The 16,316-nt window shown below is 58.6% G+C and carries 16 protein-coding genes and 1 tRNA gene; 7 read left to right on the top strand and 10 right to left on the bottom strand.

Annotation, left to right across the window (positions count from 1 at the left end):
- Positions 1-116: 116 nt before the first annotated feature.
- The 9 genes from AC07W5_RS13210 to AC07W5_RS13170 all read right to left on the bottom strand — a co-directional run bounded on the left by AC07W5_RS13210 (position 117) and on the right by AC07W5_RS13170 (position 10,227).
- Positions 117-1,532, bottom strand: a complete 1,416-nt coding sequence (locus AC07W5_RS13210) for a sigma-54 interaction domain-containing protein (protein WP_495023562.1) — start codon at positions 1,530-1,532, stop codon at positions 117-119.
- Positions 1,533-1,564: 32 nt separating this feature from the next.
- The gene (locus AC07W5_RS13205) at positions 1,565-1,804 is read right to left on the bottom strand and encodes a hypothetical protein (RefSeq protein ID WP_494993233.1); all 240 of its coding nucleotides are present in this window, start codon (positions 1,802-1,804) and stop codon (positions 1,565-1,567) included.
- 41 nt (positions 1,805-1,845) lie between these two features.
- Positions 1,846-3,435, bottom strand: a complete 1,590-nt coding sequence (locus AC07W5_RS13200; protein ID WP_494993232.1) for an ABC transporter ATP-binding protein — start codon at positions 3,433-3,435, stop codon at positions 1,846-1,848.
- 40 nt (positions 3,436-3,475) lie between these two features.
- On the bottom strand, positions 3,476-4,492 hold the full coding sequence (locus AC07W5_RS13195; RefSeq protein WP_494993231.1) for an ABC transporter permease: 1,017 nt from the start codon (positions 4,490-4,492) through the stop codon (positions 3,476-3,478).
- Complete coding sequence (locus tag AC07W5_RS13190) at positions 4,492-5,550, bottom strand: microcin C ABC transporter permease YejB (protein WP_494993230.1); 1,059 nt, start codon at positions 5,548-5,550, stop codon at positions 4,492-4,494. The genes AC07W5_RS13195 and AC07W5_RS13190 overlap by 1 nt, the downstream gene beginning before the upstream one ends.
- Positions 5,550-7,418, bottom strand: coding sequence for an extracellular solute-binding protein (locus AC07W5_RS13185; protein WP_495011444.1), 1,869 nt, complete (start codon positions 7,416-7,418; stop codon positions 5,550-5,552). Before AC07W5_RS13185 ends, AC07W5_RS13190 begins: the two co-directional genes overlap by 1 nt.
- A 138-nt stretch (positions 7,419-7,556) precedes the next feature.
- A complete protein-coding gene (locus AC07W5_RS13180) occupies positions 7,557-7,838 on the bottom strand; it encodes a peptidylprolyl isomerase (protein WP_494993228.1) in 282 nt (93 codons plus the stop codon).
- Positions 7,839-7,978: 140 nt separating this feature from the next.
- The gene (locus tag AC07W5_RS13175) at positions 7,979-8,860 is read right to left on the bottom strand and encodes an esterase/lipase family protein (RefSeq protein ID WP_495011443.1); all 882 of its coding nucleotides are present in this window, start codon (positions 8,858-8,860) and stop codon (positions 7,979-7,981) included.
- A gap of 275 nt (positions 8,861-9,135) precedes the next feature.
- The gene (locus AC07W5_RS13170; protein ID WP_495011442.1) at positions 9,136-10,227 is read right to left on the bottom strand and encodes a 3-deoxy-7-phosphoheptulonate synthase; all 1,092 of its coding nucleotides are present in this window, start codon (positions 10,225-10,227) and stop codon (positions 9,136-9,138) included.
- 630 nt (positions 10,228-10,857) lie between these two features.
- On the opposite strand from AC07W5_RS13170, the gene AC07W5_RS13165 reads away from it, so the two are divergent.
- Together AC07W5_RS13165 and AC07W5_RS13160 are read left to right on the top strand one after the other, a co-directional pair.
- Positions 10,858-11,616: a carbon-nitrogen hydrolase family protein gene (locus tag AC07W5_RS13165; protein WP_494993225.1), complete on the top strand. Its 759-nt coding sequence runs from the start codon at positions 10,858-10,860 to the stop codon at positions 11,614-11,616.
- Between the two features lie 9 nt (positions 11,617-11,625).
- The gene (locus AC07W5_RS13160; RefSeq protein ID WP_495011441.1) at positions 11,626-12,066 is read left to right on the top strand and encodes a GNAT family N-acetyltransferase; all 441 of its coding nucleotides are present in this window, start codon (positions 11,626-11,628) and stop codon (positions 12,064-12,066) included.
- Positions 12,067-12,177: 111 nt separating this feature from the next.
- On the opposite strand, the gene AC07W5_RS13155 is transcribed toward AC07W5_RS13160, so the two are convergent.
- Complete coding sequence (locus tag AC07W5_RS13155; RefSeq protein ID WP_495011440.1) at positions 12,178-12,408, bottom strand: DNA-binding protein; 231 nt, start codon at positions 12,406-12,408, stop codon at positions 12,178-12,180.
- Between the two features lie 81 nt (positions 12,409-12,489).
- On the opposite strand from AC07W5_RS13155, the gene AC07W5_RS13150 reads away from it, so the two are divergent.
- The 5 genes from AC07W5_RS13150 (at position 12,490) to AC07W5_RS13130 (ending at position 16,203) form a co-directional block, all read left to right on the top strand.
- Complete coding sequence (locus AC07W5_RS13150; RefSeq protein WP_494993223.1) at positions 12,490-12,855, top strand: helix-turn-helix domain-containing protein; 366 nt, start codon at positions 12,490-12,492, stop codon at positions 12,853-12,855.
- A 148-nt stretch (positions 12,856-13,003) separates the two neighbouring features.
- Positions 13,004-13,645, top strand: coding sequence for a response regulator transcription factor GacA (gene gacA, locus AC07W5_RS13145; RefSeq protein ID WP_494993222.1), 642 nt, complete (start codon positions 13,004-13,006; stop codon positions 13,643-13,645).
- A gap of 2 nt (positions 13,646-13,647) precedes the next feature.
- Entirely contained in the window at positions 13,648-15,471 is a 1,824-nt protein-coding gene (uvrC, locus tag AC07W5_RS13140; RefSeq protein WP_494993221.1) for an excinuclease ABC subunit UvrC, read from the top strand.
- A gap of 32 nt (positions 15,472-15,503) precedes the next feature.
- A complete protein-coding gene (gene pgsA, locus AC07W5_RS13135; protein ID WP_494993220.1) occupies positions 15,504-16,064 on the top strand; it encodes a CDP-diacylglycerol--glycerol-3-phosphate 3-phosphatidyltransferase in 561 nt (186 codons plus the stop codon).
- Positions 16,065-16,127: 63 nt separating this feature from the next.
- Positions 16,128-16,203, top strand: a tRNA-Gly gene (locus AC07W5_RS13130).
- The last annotated feature ends 113 nt before the right edge of the window (positions 16,204-16,316 follow it).

The raw sequence follows: 16,316 nt of genomic DNA, 5'->3' as shown, positions 1-16,316 counted from the left end.
CAGGTGACGCTCTGCGTCACGCTTCGAATTGGCTCGGGACGCAGAGCGTCCGGGGCTGCATTCCCACGCAGGGCGTGGGAATGATCGGAGGTCTCTTTTTGGAGATTTGTGTCTCTTTATTGAGACTCGGCAATTCCCAACGCCACCATCTTCTTGTACAGCGTAGAGCGCCCCAGCCCCAGGCGCGCTGCTGCTTCAATCACTTTCCCAGCGCATTGCGCGAGGGTGGTTTCAATCAACTGCCGGTCAAACCGTTCCCGCGCCGCGCTGAAGGTTTCATGGGGGACGGGTTCCAGCGCAAGAGAAGCAACACGCTCCACTGGACTGAAGGTGCCGATCGCCGCCCGGATATCCGCCGCATTGAGCATCAGGTCATCGCTGAGCAACGCCGCGTGTTCCAGTACATTGCGCAATTCGCGGATATTGCCCGGCCAGGCATGCTGGCCGAGCAGCGCCAAGGCTTCACTGTCGAGCTCATGCTGGCTGCGCAGTTCTTCCAGGATCGCTTCGCTCAGCGCTGGCAAATCGTCGAGCCGTTCACGCAACGGCGGTACCTGAATTGGCAAGACGTTGAGGCGGTAATACAAATCGGCGCGAAACTCGCCGCGTTTGATCGCGGCCTGAAGGTCGGTCGAGGTCGCGGCAATCACCCGCACATCGCTCTGGATCATTTCGTTGGACCCAACCGGTTCGAACTCTTTTTCCTGCAACACCCGCAGTAACTTGCTTTGCAGCGGCAGCGGCATGTCGCCGATCTCGTCGAGAAACAAGGTGCCGCCCTGGGCGATCTGCAATTTGCCGGTGCGTCCCCTGCGATCCGCGCCGGTGAAGGCGCCGGGTGCGGTGCCGAAAAACTCGGCTTCCAGCAGCGCTTCCGGGATCGCTGCGCTGTTGATGCTGACAAAGGCTTTGTGCGCCCGCGGGGACGCGCCGTGAATGGCCTGGGCCAGCAGCTCCTTGCCGGTTCCGGTTTCACCCAGAAGCAACACCGGCGAATCGGCGCTTGCACTGCGCCGGGCGCGACGTTTGACTTCCAGGCTGGCGGCGCTGGTGCCGATAAAGTGCGCAAAGTTGTATTTGGACTGCCGCGCCCGCAGCAGCGAACGGGTCGAGGCCAGCTCCTGCTGCATGCTCATGTAGCGTTTGAGCATTGGCGACAGGCTGCGCAGTTCATCGAACAAGGCAAAACCGATGGCACCGATGACGGTGCCGGCATCGTCATGGATGGGCAGGCGCATCACCACCAGCGGTTCTTTTGGAGTGTCTTGCATGTCCAGCAGGATCGGCCGGCCAGTACGCACCACTTCGCGCAACAGGCTGCCGGGGATTACGCTTTCGCAGGGCCTGCCGATGGCCACCTCGGCGGACTCAAGGCCAAAACGTCGGGCGTAGCGTTCGTTCATCCAGACGATGTTGGCATCGCGGTCAACGATCACCGTGCCTTCGCTGGACTGTTCGATGATCTCGAACAACGAGCGGATCGCCAACAGGCGAACGCGCTGGTAATCCTTGAGGCTGTCGGTGTCGTTCATGGGCGGTCTCAATGGAAGTCAGCGCTTAAACGCTATTTCTTTTTGGCACTGGCCTCGGCCGCAAGACATTCGAGGGCGAACTGCTCGGTATAGGTCATATGGATCGGGCTGGTTTCGCCTTTGACGGTTCGCGAACCATCAAGGATGTAGCGAATGCGCTTGTCGGTGACGCCGATGCGTTTTGCGATCCAGCTGGGTGTTTGCCCGATGCGCGTGATCAGCTTGTCGGCATAGTCGGTGGAGGGGTTATAGAACTCTGCGTTAGGGGTCATGGGACGTCCAGATAAGAAATTAGGCTGCGATGCGCTCAAGGTTACAGGGTCGGCGGCAGATGCGGGAGCGCGGCGGCCAGGAGTTCTTTGGTATAGGGATGCTGCGGCGCATCGAATACGTCATGACTGGCACCGCTTTCCACCACTTTGCCGTCCTTGATCACGATCATGTCGTGGGCCAGGGCGCGTATCACCGCCAAGTCGTGGCTGATGAACAGGTAGGTCAGGCCATGTTTTTCCTGAAGCTGACGGAGCAGGGCGACCACTTGTTTCTGCACCGTGCGGTCCAGCGCCGAGGTCGGTTCGTCCAGCAGAATCAATGCCGGTTTGAGCACCAGCGCACGGGCGATGGCGATGCGTTGGCGCTGGCCACCGGAAAACTCGTGGGGGTAGCGATGGCGGCTTTGCGGATCGAGGCCGACTTCTTCGAGCACCCGAATGACCTGGGCTTCGCATTCGGCCGGGGTCGACTGGCTGTGAACTTCCAGACCTTCGCTGATGATCTGGGCGACTGACATCCGTGGGCTGAGGCTGCCGAACGGATCCTGAAACACCACTTGCATCTGTTTGCGCCAGGGCCGCAGTTGTTTTTGTGTCAGGCCATCGAGCGCTTGCCCCTGAAAGCGGATGCTGCCTTTGGAGTCGAGCAGCCTGAGGATCGCCTGGCCGAGAGTGGACTTGCCGGAGCCGGACTCACCGACGATGCCCAGGGTCTTGCCGCGCTGCAGGCTAAGGCTGATGCCATCGACCGCGCGCAGCCAGGTCTTGCGCTGAAACAGCCCGCCGCCCAACGGGAATACCACGCTGAGATCATCGACCTGCAACACTGCTTCACGCTCGTCCCGAGGCAGGGCTTCGCCTTCCGGCTCGGCATTGAGCAAGAGGCAGCTATAGGGGTGTTTGGGCTGGGTGAACAGCGTCTCGGAGTCCGCCTGTTCGACGATTTCTCCAGCGCGCATCACGCAGACCCGTTGAGCAATGCTGCGCACCAGATTGAGGTCGTGGCTGATCAACAGCAATGACATGCCGAGACGTTTTTGCAGGGACTTCAGCAGCAGCAGTATTTTGCGCTGCACCGTCACATCCAGCGCGGTGGTCGGTTCATCGGCGATCAGCAGTTCCGGTTCGCAGGCCAGGGCCATGGCGATCATCACCCGTTGCCGCTGGCCGCCGGAGAGCTGATGCGGGTAGGCCTTGAGCCGCTCCAGGGGTTTGTGAATGCCCACCAGTTCCAGCAATTCGATGATGCGTCGTTGTGCGGCGTTGCCCCCCAGGCCTTTGTGCACCAGCAGGGTTTCGCCGATCTGCTTTTCGATGCTGTGCAGCGGGTTGAGGGAGGTCATCGGCTCCTGAAAAATCATCGCAATGCGATTGCCGCGAAGCTGTCGCAGTGTGCTGGAATCTGCACCCAACAGTTCCTGGCCGCGATAGCGAATGCTGCCTGATGTTTGCGCGTCGCTTTCGGGTAGCAGTTGCAGGATCGAGTGAGCGGTCACCGATTTGCCTGAGCCTGATTCACCCACCAGCGCCAGGCATTCTCCGGGGCGGATATCCAGGCACAGATCGCGCACCACGGTCTGGCCGCTGAAGGCGACGCTGAGGTCGCGGATTTCGATCAGGTTGTCATTCATATCAACGGTCCGTTTCATTATCGCGGATCAAGATCGAGGATCAAGATCGCGGATCAAAGGCATCACGCAACGCCTCGCCGATAAACACCAGTAAAGAAAGAATCAGGGCCAGGGTGAAAAACGCCGTCAGGCCGAGCCACGGTGCTTGCAGGTTTTGTTTGCCCTGACCGATCAGTTCACCCAGCGAGGCGCTGCCGGCGGGCATGCCGAAGCCCAGGAAGTCCAGTGCGGTGAGGGTGGAAATCGCCCCGGTGAGGATGAATGGCAAGTAGCTCAACGTGGCGTTCATGGCGTTGGGCAGGATATGCCGCACGATGACCTTGCGGTCGCTCAAACCGAGCGCGCGGGCGGCTTTGACGTACTCCAGGTTACGCCCGCGAAGGAACTCGGCACGCACCACATCTACCAGCGCCAACCAGGAAAACAGCGCCATGATCCCCAGCAACCACCAGAAATTCGGCTCGACAAAGCCCGACAGGATGATCAGCAAATACAGTACCGGCAGCCCCGACCAGACTTCCAGCAGTCGCTGGCCGATCAGGTCGACCCAGCCACCGTAGTAGCCCTGCAAGGCGCCGGCGGCGATGCCGATCAGTGCGCTGATAAAGGTCAGCGCCAACGCAAACAGAATCGACACCCGAGCACCAAAAATCACCCGGGCCAACACATCGCGGGCCTGATCATCGGTACCGAGCCAGTTCACTTTCGTCGGCGGGCTGGGAGCTGGCTGGTTGAGGTCGTAGTTGGGCGTGTCGTCACTGAACGGGATCGGCGGGAACAGCAGCCAGCCGCCATCCTTGCGAATCAGTTGTTGCACGTAATCGCTGCGGTAATCGGCCTGGAACGGCAGCTGACCACCAAACTCCTGCTCGGTGTAGCGCTTGAATACCGGGAAATACAGCGAGCCCTGGTAACTGAGCATCAGCGGTTTGTCATTGGCGATCAGTTCACCGCCCAGTGTCAGGATGAACAGGCCGATAAACAGCCACAGCGACCACCAGCCACGGCGGTTTTTCTTGAAACGTTCGAAGCGTCGACGGCTCAATGGCGAGATCATCAGGCATTCCTCGCGGCAAAGTCGATACGCGGGTCCACCAGGGTGTAACAGAGGTCACCGACGAGTTTTATCAGCAGGCCGAACAGGGTGAAGATGAATAGCGAGCCGAACACCACCGGATAATCCCGCGAGACGGCTGCTTCGTAACTCATGCGGCCAAGGCCGTCGAGGGAGAAGATCACTTCGATCAACAAGGAACCGGCGAAAAACACACTGATGAACGCCTGAGGAATCCCCGAGACCACCAGCAGCATCGCATTGCGGAACACATGGCCGTAGAGCACCCGGCGTTCGCTCAGCCCTTTGGCGCGGGCGGTGACCACGTACTGACGGGTGATTTCATTGAGGAACGAGTTTTTGGTGAGGATGGTCAGCGTGGCGAAGCCGCCGATCACCAGAGCCGTGACGGGCAGCACCAGGTGCCAGAAGTAGTCAGCGATTTTGCCGATGGTCGATAGCTGTTCAAAGTTCTCCGAAACCAGGCCGCGCACGGGGAACCAGTTCAACGAGGTGCCGCCGGCGAACACTACGATCAGAAACATCGCGAACAGAAACGCCGGCATGGCATAGCCGAGAATGATCGCGGTGCTGCTCCAGATATCGAAGTGGCTGCCGTGATGGACCGCTTTGCGAATCCCCAGCGGGATCGACACCAGATAGGTGATAAGCGTCGCCCAGAGCCCGAGGGAAATGGTCACCGGCATCTTGTCCAGAATCAGATCGGTGACCGTGGAGCCGCGAAAGAAGCTCTTGCCGAAGTCCAGCCGGGCATAGCTCTTGAGCATCAGCCACAGGCGTTCCGGTGCCGGTTTGTCGAAGCCGTATTGTTTTTCGATGTCCTTGATCAGCTGCGGGTCGAGGCCGCGGCTGGCTCGCGAGCCGCGGGCCGTAGTATCGCTGGACGCGCCGATGCCACCGCCGCCGATGCCTTGCAGTTTGGCGATGGCCTGTTCCACCGGGCCGCCGGGCGCCGCCTGGACGATGACGAAGTTGACCAGCAGAATCATCACCAGTGTCGGGATGACCAGCAGCAGGCGCCGCAGTACGTAAGCAAGCATCAATGCGGTCCTCCGGGTTTGCCACGGCTGATGCGCTCGGCGGCCATCTGCTCGTTGGTCAGCGGTACAGGACTCATCTCCCACCAGCTCTCGATGGCTTCGTCATTGCTGGCTTGCACGGCCGGAATGCCGAAGCGGTTCCACCACACGGTGGCGGAGCCCGGTGGGTAGTAGTTGGGAATCCAGTAGTAGTTCCACTGCAGGACGCGGTCCAGTGCATGGGCATAACGCAGCATCTCTGGCTGAGTAGTGGCTTTGACCAGTCCGGTAATCAGCGTGTCGACCGCCGGATCCTTCAGGACCATGTAGTTATTGGAGCCGGCGTCATTGGCCGAGGCCGAGCCGAAGTAGTTATACAGTTCCATGCCCGGCGAGGTGGTGACCGGATAGCCGGTGACGATCATGTCGTAGTCGCGGGCCATCAAACGGTTGACGTATTGCGAGGAGTCGATGCGCCGAATGTTCATGGTGATGCCGATTTGCGCCAGGGTGCGCTTATAGGGCAACAGCAGACGCTCGAAGCCGCCCTGGCCGTTAAGGAAGGTGAAGCTCAGAGATTCCCCCGCAGCATTGACCAGTTGGTCGCCGTCCGGCTTCCAGCCAGCCTGCTCGAGCAAAGCCAGCGCCTGCAGTTGTTTATCGCGGATCACGCCGCTGCCGTCGGTCTTCGGCGCTTCGAATACCTGGGTGAAAACCTCATCGGGAATCTGCCCGCGCAGCGGTTCGAGAATCGCCAGTTCGCCGGCATCGGGCAGTGCTCGAGCAGCCAGTGAGGTGTTGGAAAAGAAGCTCTGCTGGCGGACATAAAGATCGCGCATCAGTTGCCGGTTGCTCCACTCGAAGTCCCAAAGCATGGCCAGCGCCTGCCGCACCCGGCGGTCCTGGAACATCGGGTTTTGCAGGTTGAACACAAAGCCTTGGGCCGACTGTGGTGCGTCTTTGGCCAGATGTGCTTTTTGCAGGCGCCCGTCGCTCAGGGCAGGGCTGTCGTAACCGATGGAGAAGGCGGTGGCAGAGAACTCTCGGTTGTAATCGTAAGCGCCGCCACGCAGTACCTGGCGAGCGACGTCGGTGTCGCCGAAGTACTCGATGCTGAAATGATCGAAGTTATAGAGTCCGCGGCTGACGGGTAAGTCTTTACCCCACCAGTCGGCGTTGCGGGCAAAGGTGATGCTGCGCCCGGAATCGATCTTGCTGACGCGATACGGGCCGCTGCCCAACGGTGCCTCATAGCCACCGCCATTGGCGAAGTCGCGAGTCTTCCACCAATGCTCGGGAAGCACCGGCAAGGTCGCCACGTCCAGGGGCAGGGTGTGGTTCTCATTGCTTTTGAAGTCGAAACGGACCGTGCTTGGTGACTCCACTTCGACGCCTTTGACGTCGGCGAACTGGGTGCGATAGCGCAGGCTGCCCTGGGTCATCAGCAAGTCGTAGGTGTAGCGCACATCGTCGGCGGTAATCGGTGTGCCGTCGGCGAAGCGGGCTTTGGGGTTCAGATAAAAGCGCAGCGACAAACCGTCGTCGGCCCGTTCCATCTTTTGCGCTACCAGACCGTACACCGTGTAGGGTTCGTCCAGCGAGCGCTGGGCCAGCGGCGAGTAGATCAAACCATCGAGTTGCGACACGCCGATGCCCTTGTCGATATAGGGCAGCACATGATCGAAGCGGCCGATCTCGATCGCCGAGCGACGCATGCTGCCGCCCTTGGGGGCTTGTGGGTTGGCATAGGCAAAGTGACTGAAGCCGGCGGGGTATCTGGCTGGCTCGCCATAGACCGTCAACGCATGTTGCGGTGCGGCATTCGCAGCCGTGGCGCCCAGCAGCAGGGCCAGCGCGGTGAACATCAATGAGGGGAAAACCAGTCGCATTGTCAGCCTTAAGAGCCGGGTGAACGATGAGTACAATTTGTACGCTACCGGCGTATCGCTCGCCAACCACAATCACGTAACTCAAACGCAACGGCCCACCAAAAGGCGGGCCGTTGTTTAAACAAAATCGCGGATTGATCAGTCCTGACGGCTGGTCACTTCCAGCAGGTGAAAACCGAACTGGGTTTTCACCGGGCCTTGCACAGTGTTGACCGGTGCGCTGAAGACCACGGTGTCGAATTCCTTGACCATCTGGCCTGGACCGAAGGAACCCAGGTTGCCGCCATCACGGCTGGACGGGCAGGTGGAGTTGGCTTTGGCGATTTCAGCGAAGTCAGCGCCGCCTTCGATTTGAGCTTTCAGTTCGTTGCACTTGGCTTCGGTGGCAACCAGGATGTGGCGGGCAGTGGCTTTGGCCATGGGGAAATACTCCATTCAACTTGCAATAAAGTGCTGAGCCTACCGGATTCCGCGGGCTATTTCTCGCCAAAGTTCGGTGACCGGACGTGCTGTCAGTGCGCCATCTCTGAGCCGGGCGGCTGGACGTGAGCATCAGGGCATTATAAGCCAAGGTTTCTCAGGCGTTCGGCGTGTTCGACATAGAGGTCAACCGGATCGACACCTTTGCGCACCAGGCCGGCCGTCTGATGGATGGTGTCCATATGGTCCAGTGGGTAATCTGAGCGGATTACCGTGCCCAGGTGCGAGCTGTAGCGGCCGACCAGACCGTCGTTTTCCTCAGCCTCAGTGGTGAAGTACCCGGAAAAAGCCCGGCATATGCTGTGCAGCGGATCGAGCAGGTTGGGCCCTTCGTCGACCAGGCTGCCTTTGAGGATGCCGCTCCAGGAGAAATAGCGCACACCATTGACCAATTCCTTGCCTGTGCCGCCCCAGGTGTTGGGCAGGCCTTGCGGGTACTTGTCGTTGAACGCGCCGACGCTCTCGGTGGTCAGCGCATTGAGCGCTGCCACAGCGTTTTGCGCAAGCGGTGGGTTGCCGCCGAGCAGTGACACAAACTCGGCAAAAAGATGGGCCACCGCGCCCGCCACATGCTCCGGCAAACGATCAGGGATCAATGCCTTGCGTAGGTAATCGGCGATTTCTGAACCATGATTCGGCCCGCTGACGGAGGTGACCGACGCCACCTTTTTCGGCTGTATCGCGGCGGCATAACGGGCGGCCAACGCGCCTTGGCTATGACCGATAAGATTGACTTTGGCGGCGCCTGTTCCAGCCAGCACCCGATCGATCTGCGCCAGTAGTTGTTCGCCGCGAAGCTCGTTGCTATGGGTGGCGGACAGATAGGGGATAAATACCCGGGCTCCGGCGTGTCTCAGGGCTTGCTTGATGCCATGAAAAATGTCGATGTTGGCAATGCTCTCAAAGCCGAAAAGTCCGTGGACCAGGAGGATTGGGTATTGAGTCGTCGCATTCCGTTGCATGTTGATTCCTTATCTTCAGTGAGTGAGGTGTTACTGATTTGTCTCCTCACTCTAGTGCAGGCGGCTGGACCGAATGTGTAGGGCATGTCCGTTGAGCGCTGAAGATCATAGAGTAAAAGTTGTGGGGGTGATTCGGACGTCAGGATCTGACATTCACGCTTCGTTGGTAGTCAGCGCTCATGATCGAGGAACATCGGGCAAGGCGAAGAGCGACGGGGTCTGATGGGATTTCAGGCCCCGGGCCTGGGTCGTAACAGGCAGCAGCGGTCTTTGTTTCAAATGCTCGCTTGGCGGGTCCTTTCGGATGAGCGCAACCGCCGGGCTGCCTGGCGTAACAGTTGCTCCGTTGCATCCCAGCCAAGGCAACCGTCGGTCACTGAAACCCCATAACGCAAAGACTGGCTCAATGGCTGGCAGCCTTCGAACAGGTGGCTTTCAAGCATCATGCCGATCAGGGAATGGTCACCTTGCAAGCGTTGCTCAAGCACATCAGCGAAAACCGCCGGCTGACGCAAGGGGTCTTTAGCGCTGTTGGCGTGGCTGCAATCGACCATGATCCGCGTCGGGATGGCCAGTTTTTTCAGATCTGCGTGCACATGGCTGATGCTCTGAGGATCGTAGTTCGGTCCGCGATGGCCGCCGCGCAGCACCAGGTGAGTGTCCGGGTTTCCCGGTGTCTGAATGATCGCCGGGTGCCCCTGGCTGTCGACACCAAAGTGACGATGGGGATGAGCCGCCGAACGCATGGCATCGCAGGCAATGGCGACGCCTCCATCGGTACCGTTCTTGAAGCCGACCGGCATGCTCAGGCCACTGGCCATTTCACGGTGGATCTGCGACTCGGTGGTGCGCGCACCGATGGCGACCCAACTCAGCAAGTCATCGAAGTAGCCAGCGGCCATCGGCTGCAGCAATTCGGTCGCGATCGGCAATCCCAGGCGCAGCATTTCGCGCATCAACTCGCGAGACAAGCTCAGGCCGCCTGCCATGTCATCGCTGCCATCCAGGTGTGGGTCGTAGGCCAGGCCTTTCCAACCGACCGTGGTGCGGGGTTTTTCGACATAGGCGCGCATTACCAGCAGCATTTCATCGCTGACGTCGGCAGCCAGGCTGGCGAGATTACTGGCGTATTCGAGTGCCGACTGCGGGTCATGGATAGAGCAGGGGCCGACGATGACCAACAGACGGGAGTCTTCACCGTTGAGGATCGCGCGTACCGCTTGACGATGATTGGCGACTTGCTGGATCAGGGGCGTGTTGAGCGGCAATTGATGCTTGAGCTCCAATGAATTGGGCAGGCGCAGAGTCAGCGCTTCATTGGCAGAGGTCAAGGTGGACAGCGGCAGAGCAGAGACGGACGAGTTCATATTCGGGCTTCCTGGGCTGGCGGCGGGTTCGTTCCCGCACGCTCGGCCCTATAGGGGTGTTCGACAATTGGCCGGATTGGCTACGTGTGTGTGCTTGCCACCTGTGGGTGACCGATCGGAGGCGGCAGGCTGTCCCGAGCGGAGGCTGGTAAATCGCCAGGCGGTGAAGGTGTCGTAGCGGTAATAGGTGGCGTAGTTCATGTCGTGATTCCTCTATGCGTTTTTGGTGACGCTAAAAATGTGTGGGGCCTGAAAAAACAAAACCCCCGGTCGGGAAGCCGACCGGGGGTTGAGAACTCTCAAGTGGCGACCCGTGGTAGTGGGCGCCGTGTGGGTATCAGGCGCGCCAGTGGCTAAACCAATACCCAAAATAAAAGCTGACCGGTGCACAGCCGTTGCTCACCCGGGCAGCCGCAACCGAGCGCAGGGCGCTGGCGGTATGACGAAGCTGTGAGAGGGTATGCAACATGATGTGTCTCCGATGAATGCACCGAGCTTACTAGAGGCGGGTGCAGGGGTTCAATCAGAAAATTCTATTAGGGGAGTGGGGTGGTTTCTATGGCTTAAGTGGCGTGATGCTTTGTGACACACTCATTGCTCTTTCCAAAAAACTGTCAGCAAGGACGGAACATGACGACATTGACCATCGCCGCCGCCCAATCGATCTCCATTGCCGGTGATCTTCAAGCCAACATCGCCCGCCATATGCGCTTCATCGAAATCGCAGCCGAACACGGCGTGCAGCTGTTGGTGTTTCCCGAGTTGTCGCTGACCGGCTACGAACGCGGCCTGGCCGCTGAACTGGCGGTGCTGCCGGACGACGCGGTTCTGCAACCGCTGCGCGACTTTGCCCGGGAGCTTGGTGTGACCACGGTCGTCGGTATGCCGATTCGGCTGTCAGCCGGCTCTGAAGTGTTGATCGGCGCCTTGGTCCTGGCCGCCGATGGCTCACTTGGGGTTTACAGCAAACAGCATCTGCACCCGGGAGAGGAGGTGGCGTTTGCCCCGGGTTCGGGTGGGTCGATGTTGACGGTCGGTAACGATAAGGTCTCTCTGGCGGTCTGTGCAGACTTTTCCCACGCCAGTCATGCGCAGCAGGCTGCGGATTCAGATGCAGACCTCTACGCAGCCAGCGTATTGATCACGGAAAACGGTTATGCCCCTGATACAGCCCTGTTGCAAGGCTACGCTGCCAGGCACTCGATGACTGTGTTGATGGCCAACCATGGCGGTGCGACTGGTGGCTGGGGTTCGGCAGGGCGTAGCGCCATCTGGGCGCCGAACGGCGAACTGATTGTCGCAGCATCAGGTACCGGCGATGTGCTGGTGGTTGCTCGCCGAGACGCCAATGGATGGATGGGTCAGGTTGTGGCTGCATCGGATGTCTAAGGGGTAAATGTGGACTTTGAATTACGTTCTGCCTCATCAGCAGACCTGCGTTTTGCTCGGAAACTGACCTGCGAAACGATGCTTCGCTATTACATTCGGCACGATCTACGGTGGCAGGACGAAGCGTTTGATGTGGCGTGGGCCGGGAGAGAGAACTGGCTGATTTGCCGAGGCGAGTCGGTGCTGGGTTTTCTCAGCCTGAGTCGCGACGCGAAGGCGTTGTACATTCGTGAGTTGCATGTGATCGAGGCCGAGCGCTGCAAGGGTGCTGGAAGCTGGGCGCTCGAGCGGGTGTTCTCGATGGCGCGCGAAGAGCGGCGGTCTTCGCTGCGCCTTACGGTCTTCAAGGAGAATCCTGCGCAGGCACTTTATCAGCGGATGGGGCTGGTCGTTGTGGGTGAGGACGATTGCTTTCTACGGATGGAGCGAATGTGCTCCGCCGCGCCATAGCAGCTTGATGTCGTGGGGTATCCAGTTTGTGTGGGATGAGCTGTTGTAACGCTCTAGACGGCATCATTGAGTAAATCGAATGCCGTCGCCAATTAAGTGCATACTGATCTTTCAGGTCTGCTCCTGACTCTGCTGCCCGGTGTCCGTCAGGATGACACCGTCTTTCATGCCCAGCAGTACCGCCACCTTGTGGGCCTCTCCACGCCGTCCTTTCTTGCGCCCGGCGAGCACTTGATAAGTGGTGGCCGGATCAACTCCATGCTCGCGAGCAAATTGTTGAACGGATTTACCTTGATGTTCCAGCCAAGCCTTGGCTTGTGCGGCGGTGCGGATACCGGGCATAGTTCAAAACCGTTCAAATGTGTTCGATAAGCAATGAGTGTGGCACCCCTAGGGGTGTACAAAATGGGATCATACATCCAAATGAGTGGAATCGGTTCGCGGTTGAGACAGGAAAGAGAACGGCTTGGGTTGTCGCAGAAAGTTTTTGGCGAAATCGGAGGCGTTGAAGCTAACGCGCAAGGCAAATACGAAAATGGCGGACGCGCGCCCAAGGCAGATTATTTGTCTCGAGTGGCCGAGAAGGGCGTGGATATCCTGTACGTGTTGACGGGAAATCCGACCCCGACGCTGATCGAGAATCTCAGCATGATGGAAGAGAAGGTACTGGGTAGCTATCGGGTGCTCTTCAAGGAAGATCAGGACGCGATTCGCAGATTGACGACGACGTTGGCAGAGTATTCCGTTGCCAGCAGTGCGAAAAGTAAACCAGGGTCATATGAGTCCTGATCAACCAAGGTAAGTTGTATGCGCCTGTCGCTCGGCAGGCGCTCATAGCGTATTGATACTCTTTATATGACGCTTGCAGCTAGGTCTGTCCGCCGGTTTTTTGCTAAGGTGTCCGGCAACCAATAAGACCATATCGCGAGGTGTCTGCTTGATTAGGGTGCTAGTGGTCGATGACCATGATCTCGTTCGTACAGGCATTACACGGATGCTGGCTGACATCGATGGGCTGCAAGTAGTCGGCCAGGCCGAGTCAGGGGAGGAATCCCTGCTCAAGGCGCGGGAGTTGAAGCCTGATGTGGTACTGATGGATGTCAAGATGCCCGGGATCGGTGGTCTTGAAGCCACGCGCAAGATGCTGCGCAGTCATCCGGATATCAAAGTCGTCGCCGTCACGGTGTGTGAAGAGGATCCGTTCCCCACACGACTGTTGCAGGCGGGGGCTGCAGGTTATCTGACCAAGGGGGCTGCCCTGGCGGAAATGGTTCAGGCGATTCGCCAGGTGTTCGCCGGGCAACGCTACATCAGTCCGCAAATTGCGCAGCAACTGGCGATCAAGTCTTTCCAGCCAACCAGTGATACACCGTTCGATGCACTTTCAGAGCGGGAAATCCAGATCGCGTTAATGATCGTTGGCTGTCAGAAAGTTCAGATCATTTCCGACAAGTTGTGCCTGTCTCCGAAAACCGTGAATACCTACCGTTACCGCATTTTCGAGAAGCTCTCGATCAGCAGCGATGTCGAATTGACGCTGTTGGCGGTCCGCCACGGCATGGTTGATGCCAGCCTCTGACAATGACAGACCTGTTTGATCCAAGTGCCTTTCTATCTACCTGTAGTGGGCACCCCGGTGTGTATCGCATGTTCGACAGCGATGCGCGCCTGCTCTATGTCGGTAAAGCCAAAAACCTGAAAAAACGCCTGGCGAGTTATTTTCGCAAGACCGGCCTGGCGCCTAAAACTGCCGCTCTGGTAGGGCGCATCGCTCAGATCGAAACAACGATCACCTCTAATGAAACCGAAGCACTGCTGCTTGAACAGACGCTGATCAAAGAGTGGCGGCCGCCCTACAACATTTTGTTGCGAGACGATAAGTCCTATCCATACGTTTTTCTTTCGGATGGTGATTTCCCGCGTTTGAGCATCCATCGTGGTGCCAAAAAGCAGAAAGGCAAATACTTCGGCCCGTACCCGAGCGCAGGCGCTATCCGTGAGAGCCTGAGCCTGCTGCAGAAAGCGTTTCTGGTTCGTCAGTGTGAAGACAGTTTTTACAAAAACCGTACACGACCGTGCCTGCAATACCAGATCAAGCGGTGCAAGGCGCCGTGTGTCGGTCTGGTCGAACCTGAAGTTTATGCCGAAGACGTACGCCATTCGGTCATGTTCCTCGAAGGCCGCAGCAATGCCCTGACTGACGAATTGTCTGGCGGTATGGAGGCGGCGGCGAGCACGCTCGACTTTGAGCGCGCCGCTGAACTGCGTGACCAGATTTCCCTGCTGCGACGGGTCCAGGATCAGCAGAGCATGGAAGGCGGGACCGGTGATGTGGACGTGGTTGCCGCGTTCGTCAATCCGGGAGGCGCGTGCGTTCACCTGATCAGCGTGCGTGGCGGGCGGGTTCTCGGCAGCAAGAACTTCTTTCCGCAAGTCGGTATTGAAGAGGAGGTGTCCGAGGTCATGGCCGCTTTCCTCGGCCAGTACTACATCAGCAGCCCTGAACGGGACTTGCCGAGCGAGTTGATTGTCAACGTCGTCCATGAAGACTTCCCGGCCTTGATTGCGGCCATCGAAGAGCTGCGCGGTCGCGAGCTGACCATCAGTCATCGGGTTCGTGGTACGCGGGCACGCTGGCAGCAACTGGCCGTGACTAACGCCGAACAGGCATTGAGCGCCCGTTTGGCCAACCGCCAACATGTTGCTGCGCGGTTCGAGGCGCTGGCTGAAGTACTGAGTCTGGACGAGCCACCGCAGCGTCTGGAGTGCTATGACATCAGTCACTCCAGTGGTGAGGCTACGGTGGCCTCCTGCGTAGTCTTTGGCCCTGAAGGCCCGCTCAAATCCGACTATCGTCGCTATAACATCGAAGGCGTGACGCCGGGTGATGACTACGCGGCGATGCATCAGGCGCTGACTCGGCGTTTCAGCAAGCTAAAGGACGGCGAGGGCAAGCTGCCGGATATTCTTCTGGTGGACGGCGGTAAAGGCCAGTTGTCCATGGCTCGAGACGTACTCAATGAGCTGGCCGTGCCTGATCTGATTTTGCTGGGTGTCGCCAAAGGGGCGACGCGCAAGGCCGGTTTCGAAACGCTTTACCTCAATGACGCCGCTCATGAGTTCACCTTGCGTGGCGACTCTCCAGCACTGCATTTGATTCAGCAGATACGTGATGAGGCTCACCGTTTTGCTATTACCGGGCACCGCGCGCGGCGGGGCAAAACTCGTCGTACGTCAACGCTTGAGGGGGTCGCAGGCGTTGGGCCGAAACGTCGGCGCGAGCTTCTGAAACATTTTGGTGGATTGCAGGAGCTGTCTCGTGCAAGCATCGAAGAGATCGCCAAAGCACCGGGGATCAGTAAAAAGCTCGCTGAGTTGATTTATGCAAACCTGCACAGCGAGTAGAATGCCAACTCACCTCGTAGCCAGTTGTGCCGATGAATATCCCTAATCTGATCACCGTCTTACGCGTCCTGCTCATTCCGATTTTCATTTTGCTGTTTTATTTGCCTTACCAGTGGAGCTACATGGCGGCCAGTTCAGTCTTCGCGTTCGCCGCGGCAACGGACTGGCTGGATGGGTATCTGGCTCGTCGTCTGGAGCAAAGCACGCCGTTCGGGGCATTTCTCGATCCGGTGGCTGACAAACTGATGGTGGCAGTGGCTTTGGTGCTGCTGGTGCAAGAACATGCCAACTTGTGGCTCACGTTACCGGCAGCGGTGATCATCGGTCGTGAAATCGTAGTCTCTGCCTTGCGAGAGTGGATGGCGGAAATCGGGGCTCGCGCGCATGTTGCCGTATCGAACATGGGCAAATGGAAAACCGCCGCGCAGATGCTGGCGCTGGTTATCTTGCTGGCCAACCCCTCGGATTTCAGCTTCTGGGTCCTGGTGGGCTATGCGCTGCTGCTGATTGCTGCGGGACTGACATTGTGGTCCATGCTGCAATACTTGCGCGCCGCCTGGCCGCACCTCAAGACCACTTCGGAAAAGAAATAAAACTTTTTTGAATCAAGGGGTTGACGGGGCATCTGGATCGTATAGAATGCGCCACACCAAGACGCGGGAATAGCTCAGTTGGTAGAGCACGACCTTGCCAAGGTCGGGGTCGCGAGTTCGAGTCTCGTTTCCCGCTCCAAGCATTAAAAAATGGATCTCTGAAAAGAGGTCCATTTTTTTTCGTCCAAAGAAAAGTCTTTCTTTGGTTCTTCCCGCAGTGGCTCACCGATACCGGGGTCTGACACGCCAAAT

Source organism: Pseudomonas sp. GW821-FHT01E05, assembly GCF_059422425.1.
This window is presented reverse-complemented; position numbering and strand designations above follow the sequence as displayed.

Coding starts and splice junctions, on each gene's coding strand:
- AC07W5_RS13210 (WP_495023562.1), bottom strand. CDS start 1,532: ATGAACGACACCGACAGCCTCAAGGATTACCAGCGCGTTCGCCTGTTG.
- AC07W5_RS13205 (WP_494993233.1), bottom strand. CDS start 1,804: ATGACCCCTAACGCAGAGTTCTATAACCCCTCCACCGACTATGCCGAC.
- AC07W5_RS13200 (WP_494993232.1), bottom strand. CDS start 3,435: ATGAATGACAACCTGATCGAAATCCGCGACCTCAGCGTCGCCTTCAGC.
- AC07W5_RS13195 (WP_494993231.1), bottom strand. CDS start 4,492: ATGATCTCGCCATTGAGCCGTCGACGCTTCGAACGTTTCAAGAAAAAC.
- AC07W5_RS13190 (WP_494993230.1), bottom strand. CDS start 5,550: ATGCTTGCTTACGTACTGCGGCGCCTGCTGCTGGTCATCCCGACACTG.
- AC07W5_RS13185 (WP_495011444.1), bottom strand. CDS start 7,418: ATGCGACTGGTTTTCCCCTCATTGATGTTCACCGCGCTGGCCCTGCTG.
- AC07W5_RS13180 (WP_494993228.1), bottom strand. CDS start 7,838: ATGGCCAAAGCCACTGCCCGCCACATCCTGGTTGCCACCGAAGCCAAG.
- AC07W5_RS13175 (WP_495011443.1), bottom strand. CDS start 8,860: ATGCAACGGAATGCGACGACTCAATACCCAATCCTCCTGGTCCACGGA.
- AC07W5_RS13170 (WP_495011442.1), bottom strand. CDS start 10,227: ATGAACTCGTCCGTCTCTGCTCTGCCGCTGTCCACCTTGACCTCTGCC.
- AC07W5_RS13165 (WP_494993225.1), top strand. CDS start 10,858: ATGACGACATTGACCATCGCCGCCGCCCAATCGATCTCCATTGCCGGT.
- AC07W5_RS13155 (WP_495011440.1), bottom strand. CDS start 12,408: ATGCCCGGTATCCGCACCGCCGCACAAGCCAAGGCTTGGCTGGAACAT.
- AC07W5_RS13150 (WP_494993223.1), top strand. CDS start 12,490: ATGAGTGGAATCGGTTCGCGGTTGAGACAGGAAAGAGAACGGCTTGGG.
- uvrC (WP_494993221.1), top strand. CDS start 13,648: ATGACAGACCTGTTTGATCCAAGTGCCTTTCTATCTACCTGTAGTGGG.
- pgsA (WP_494993220.1), top strand. CDS start 15,504: ATGAATATCCCTAATCTGATCACCGTCTTACGCGTCCTGCTCATTCCG.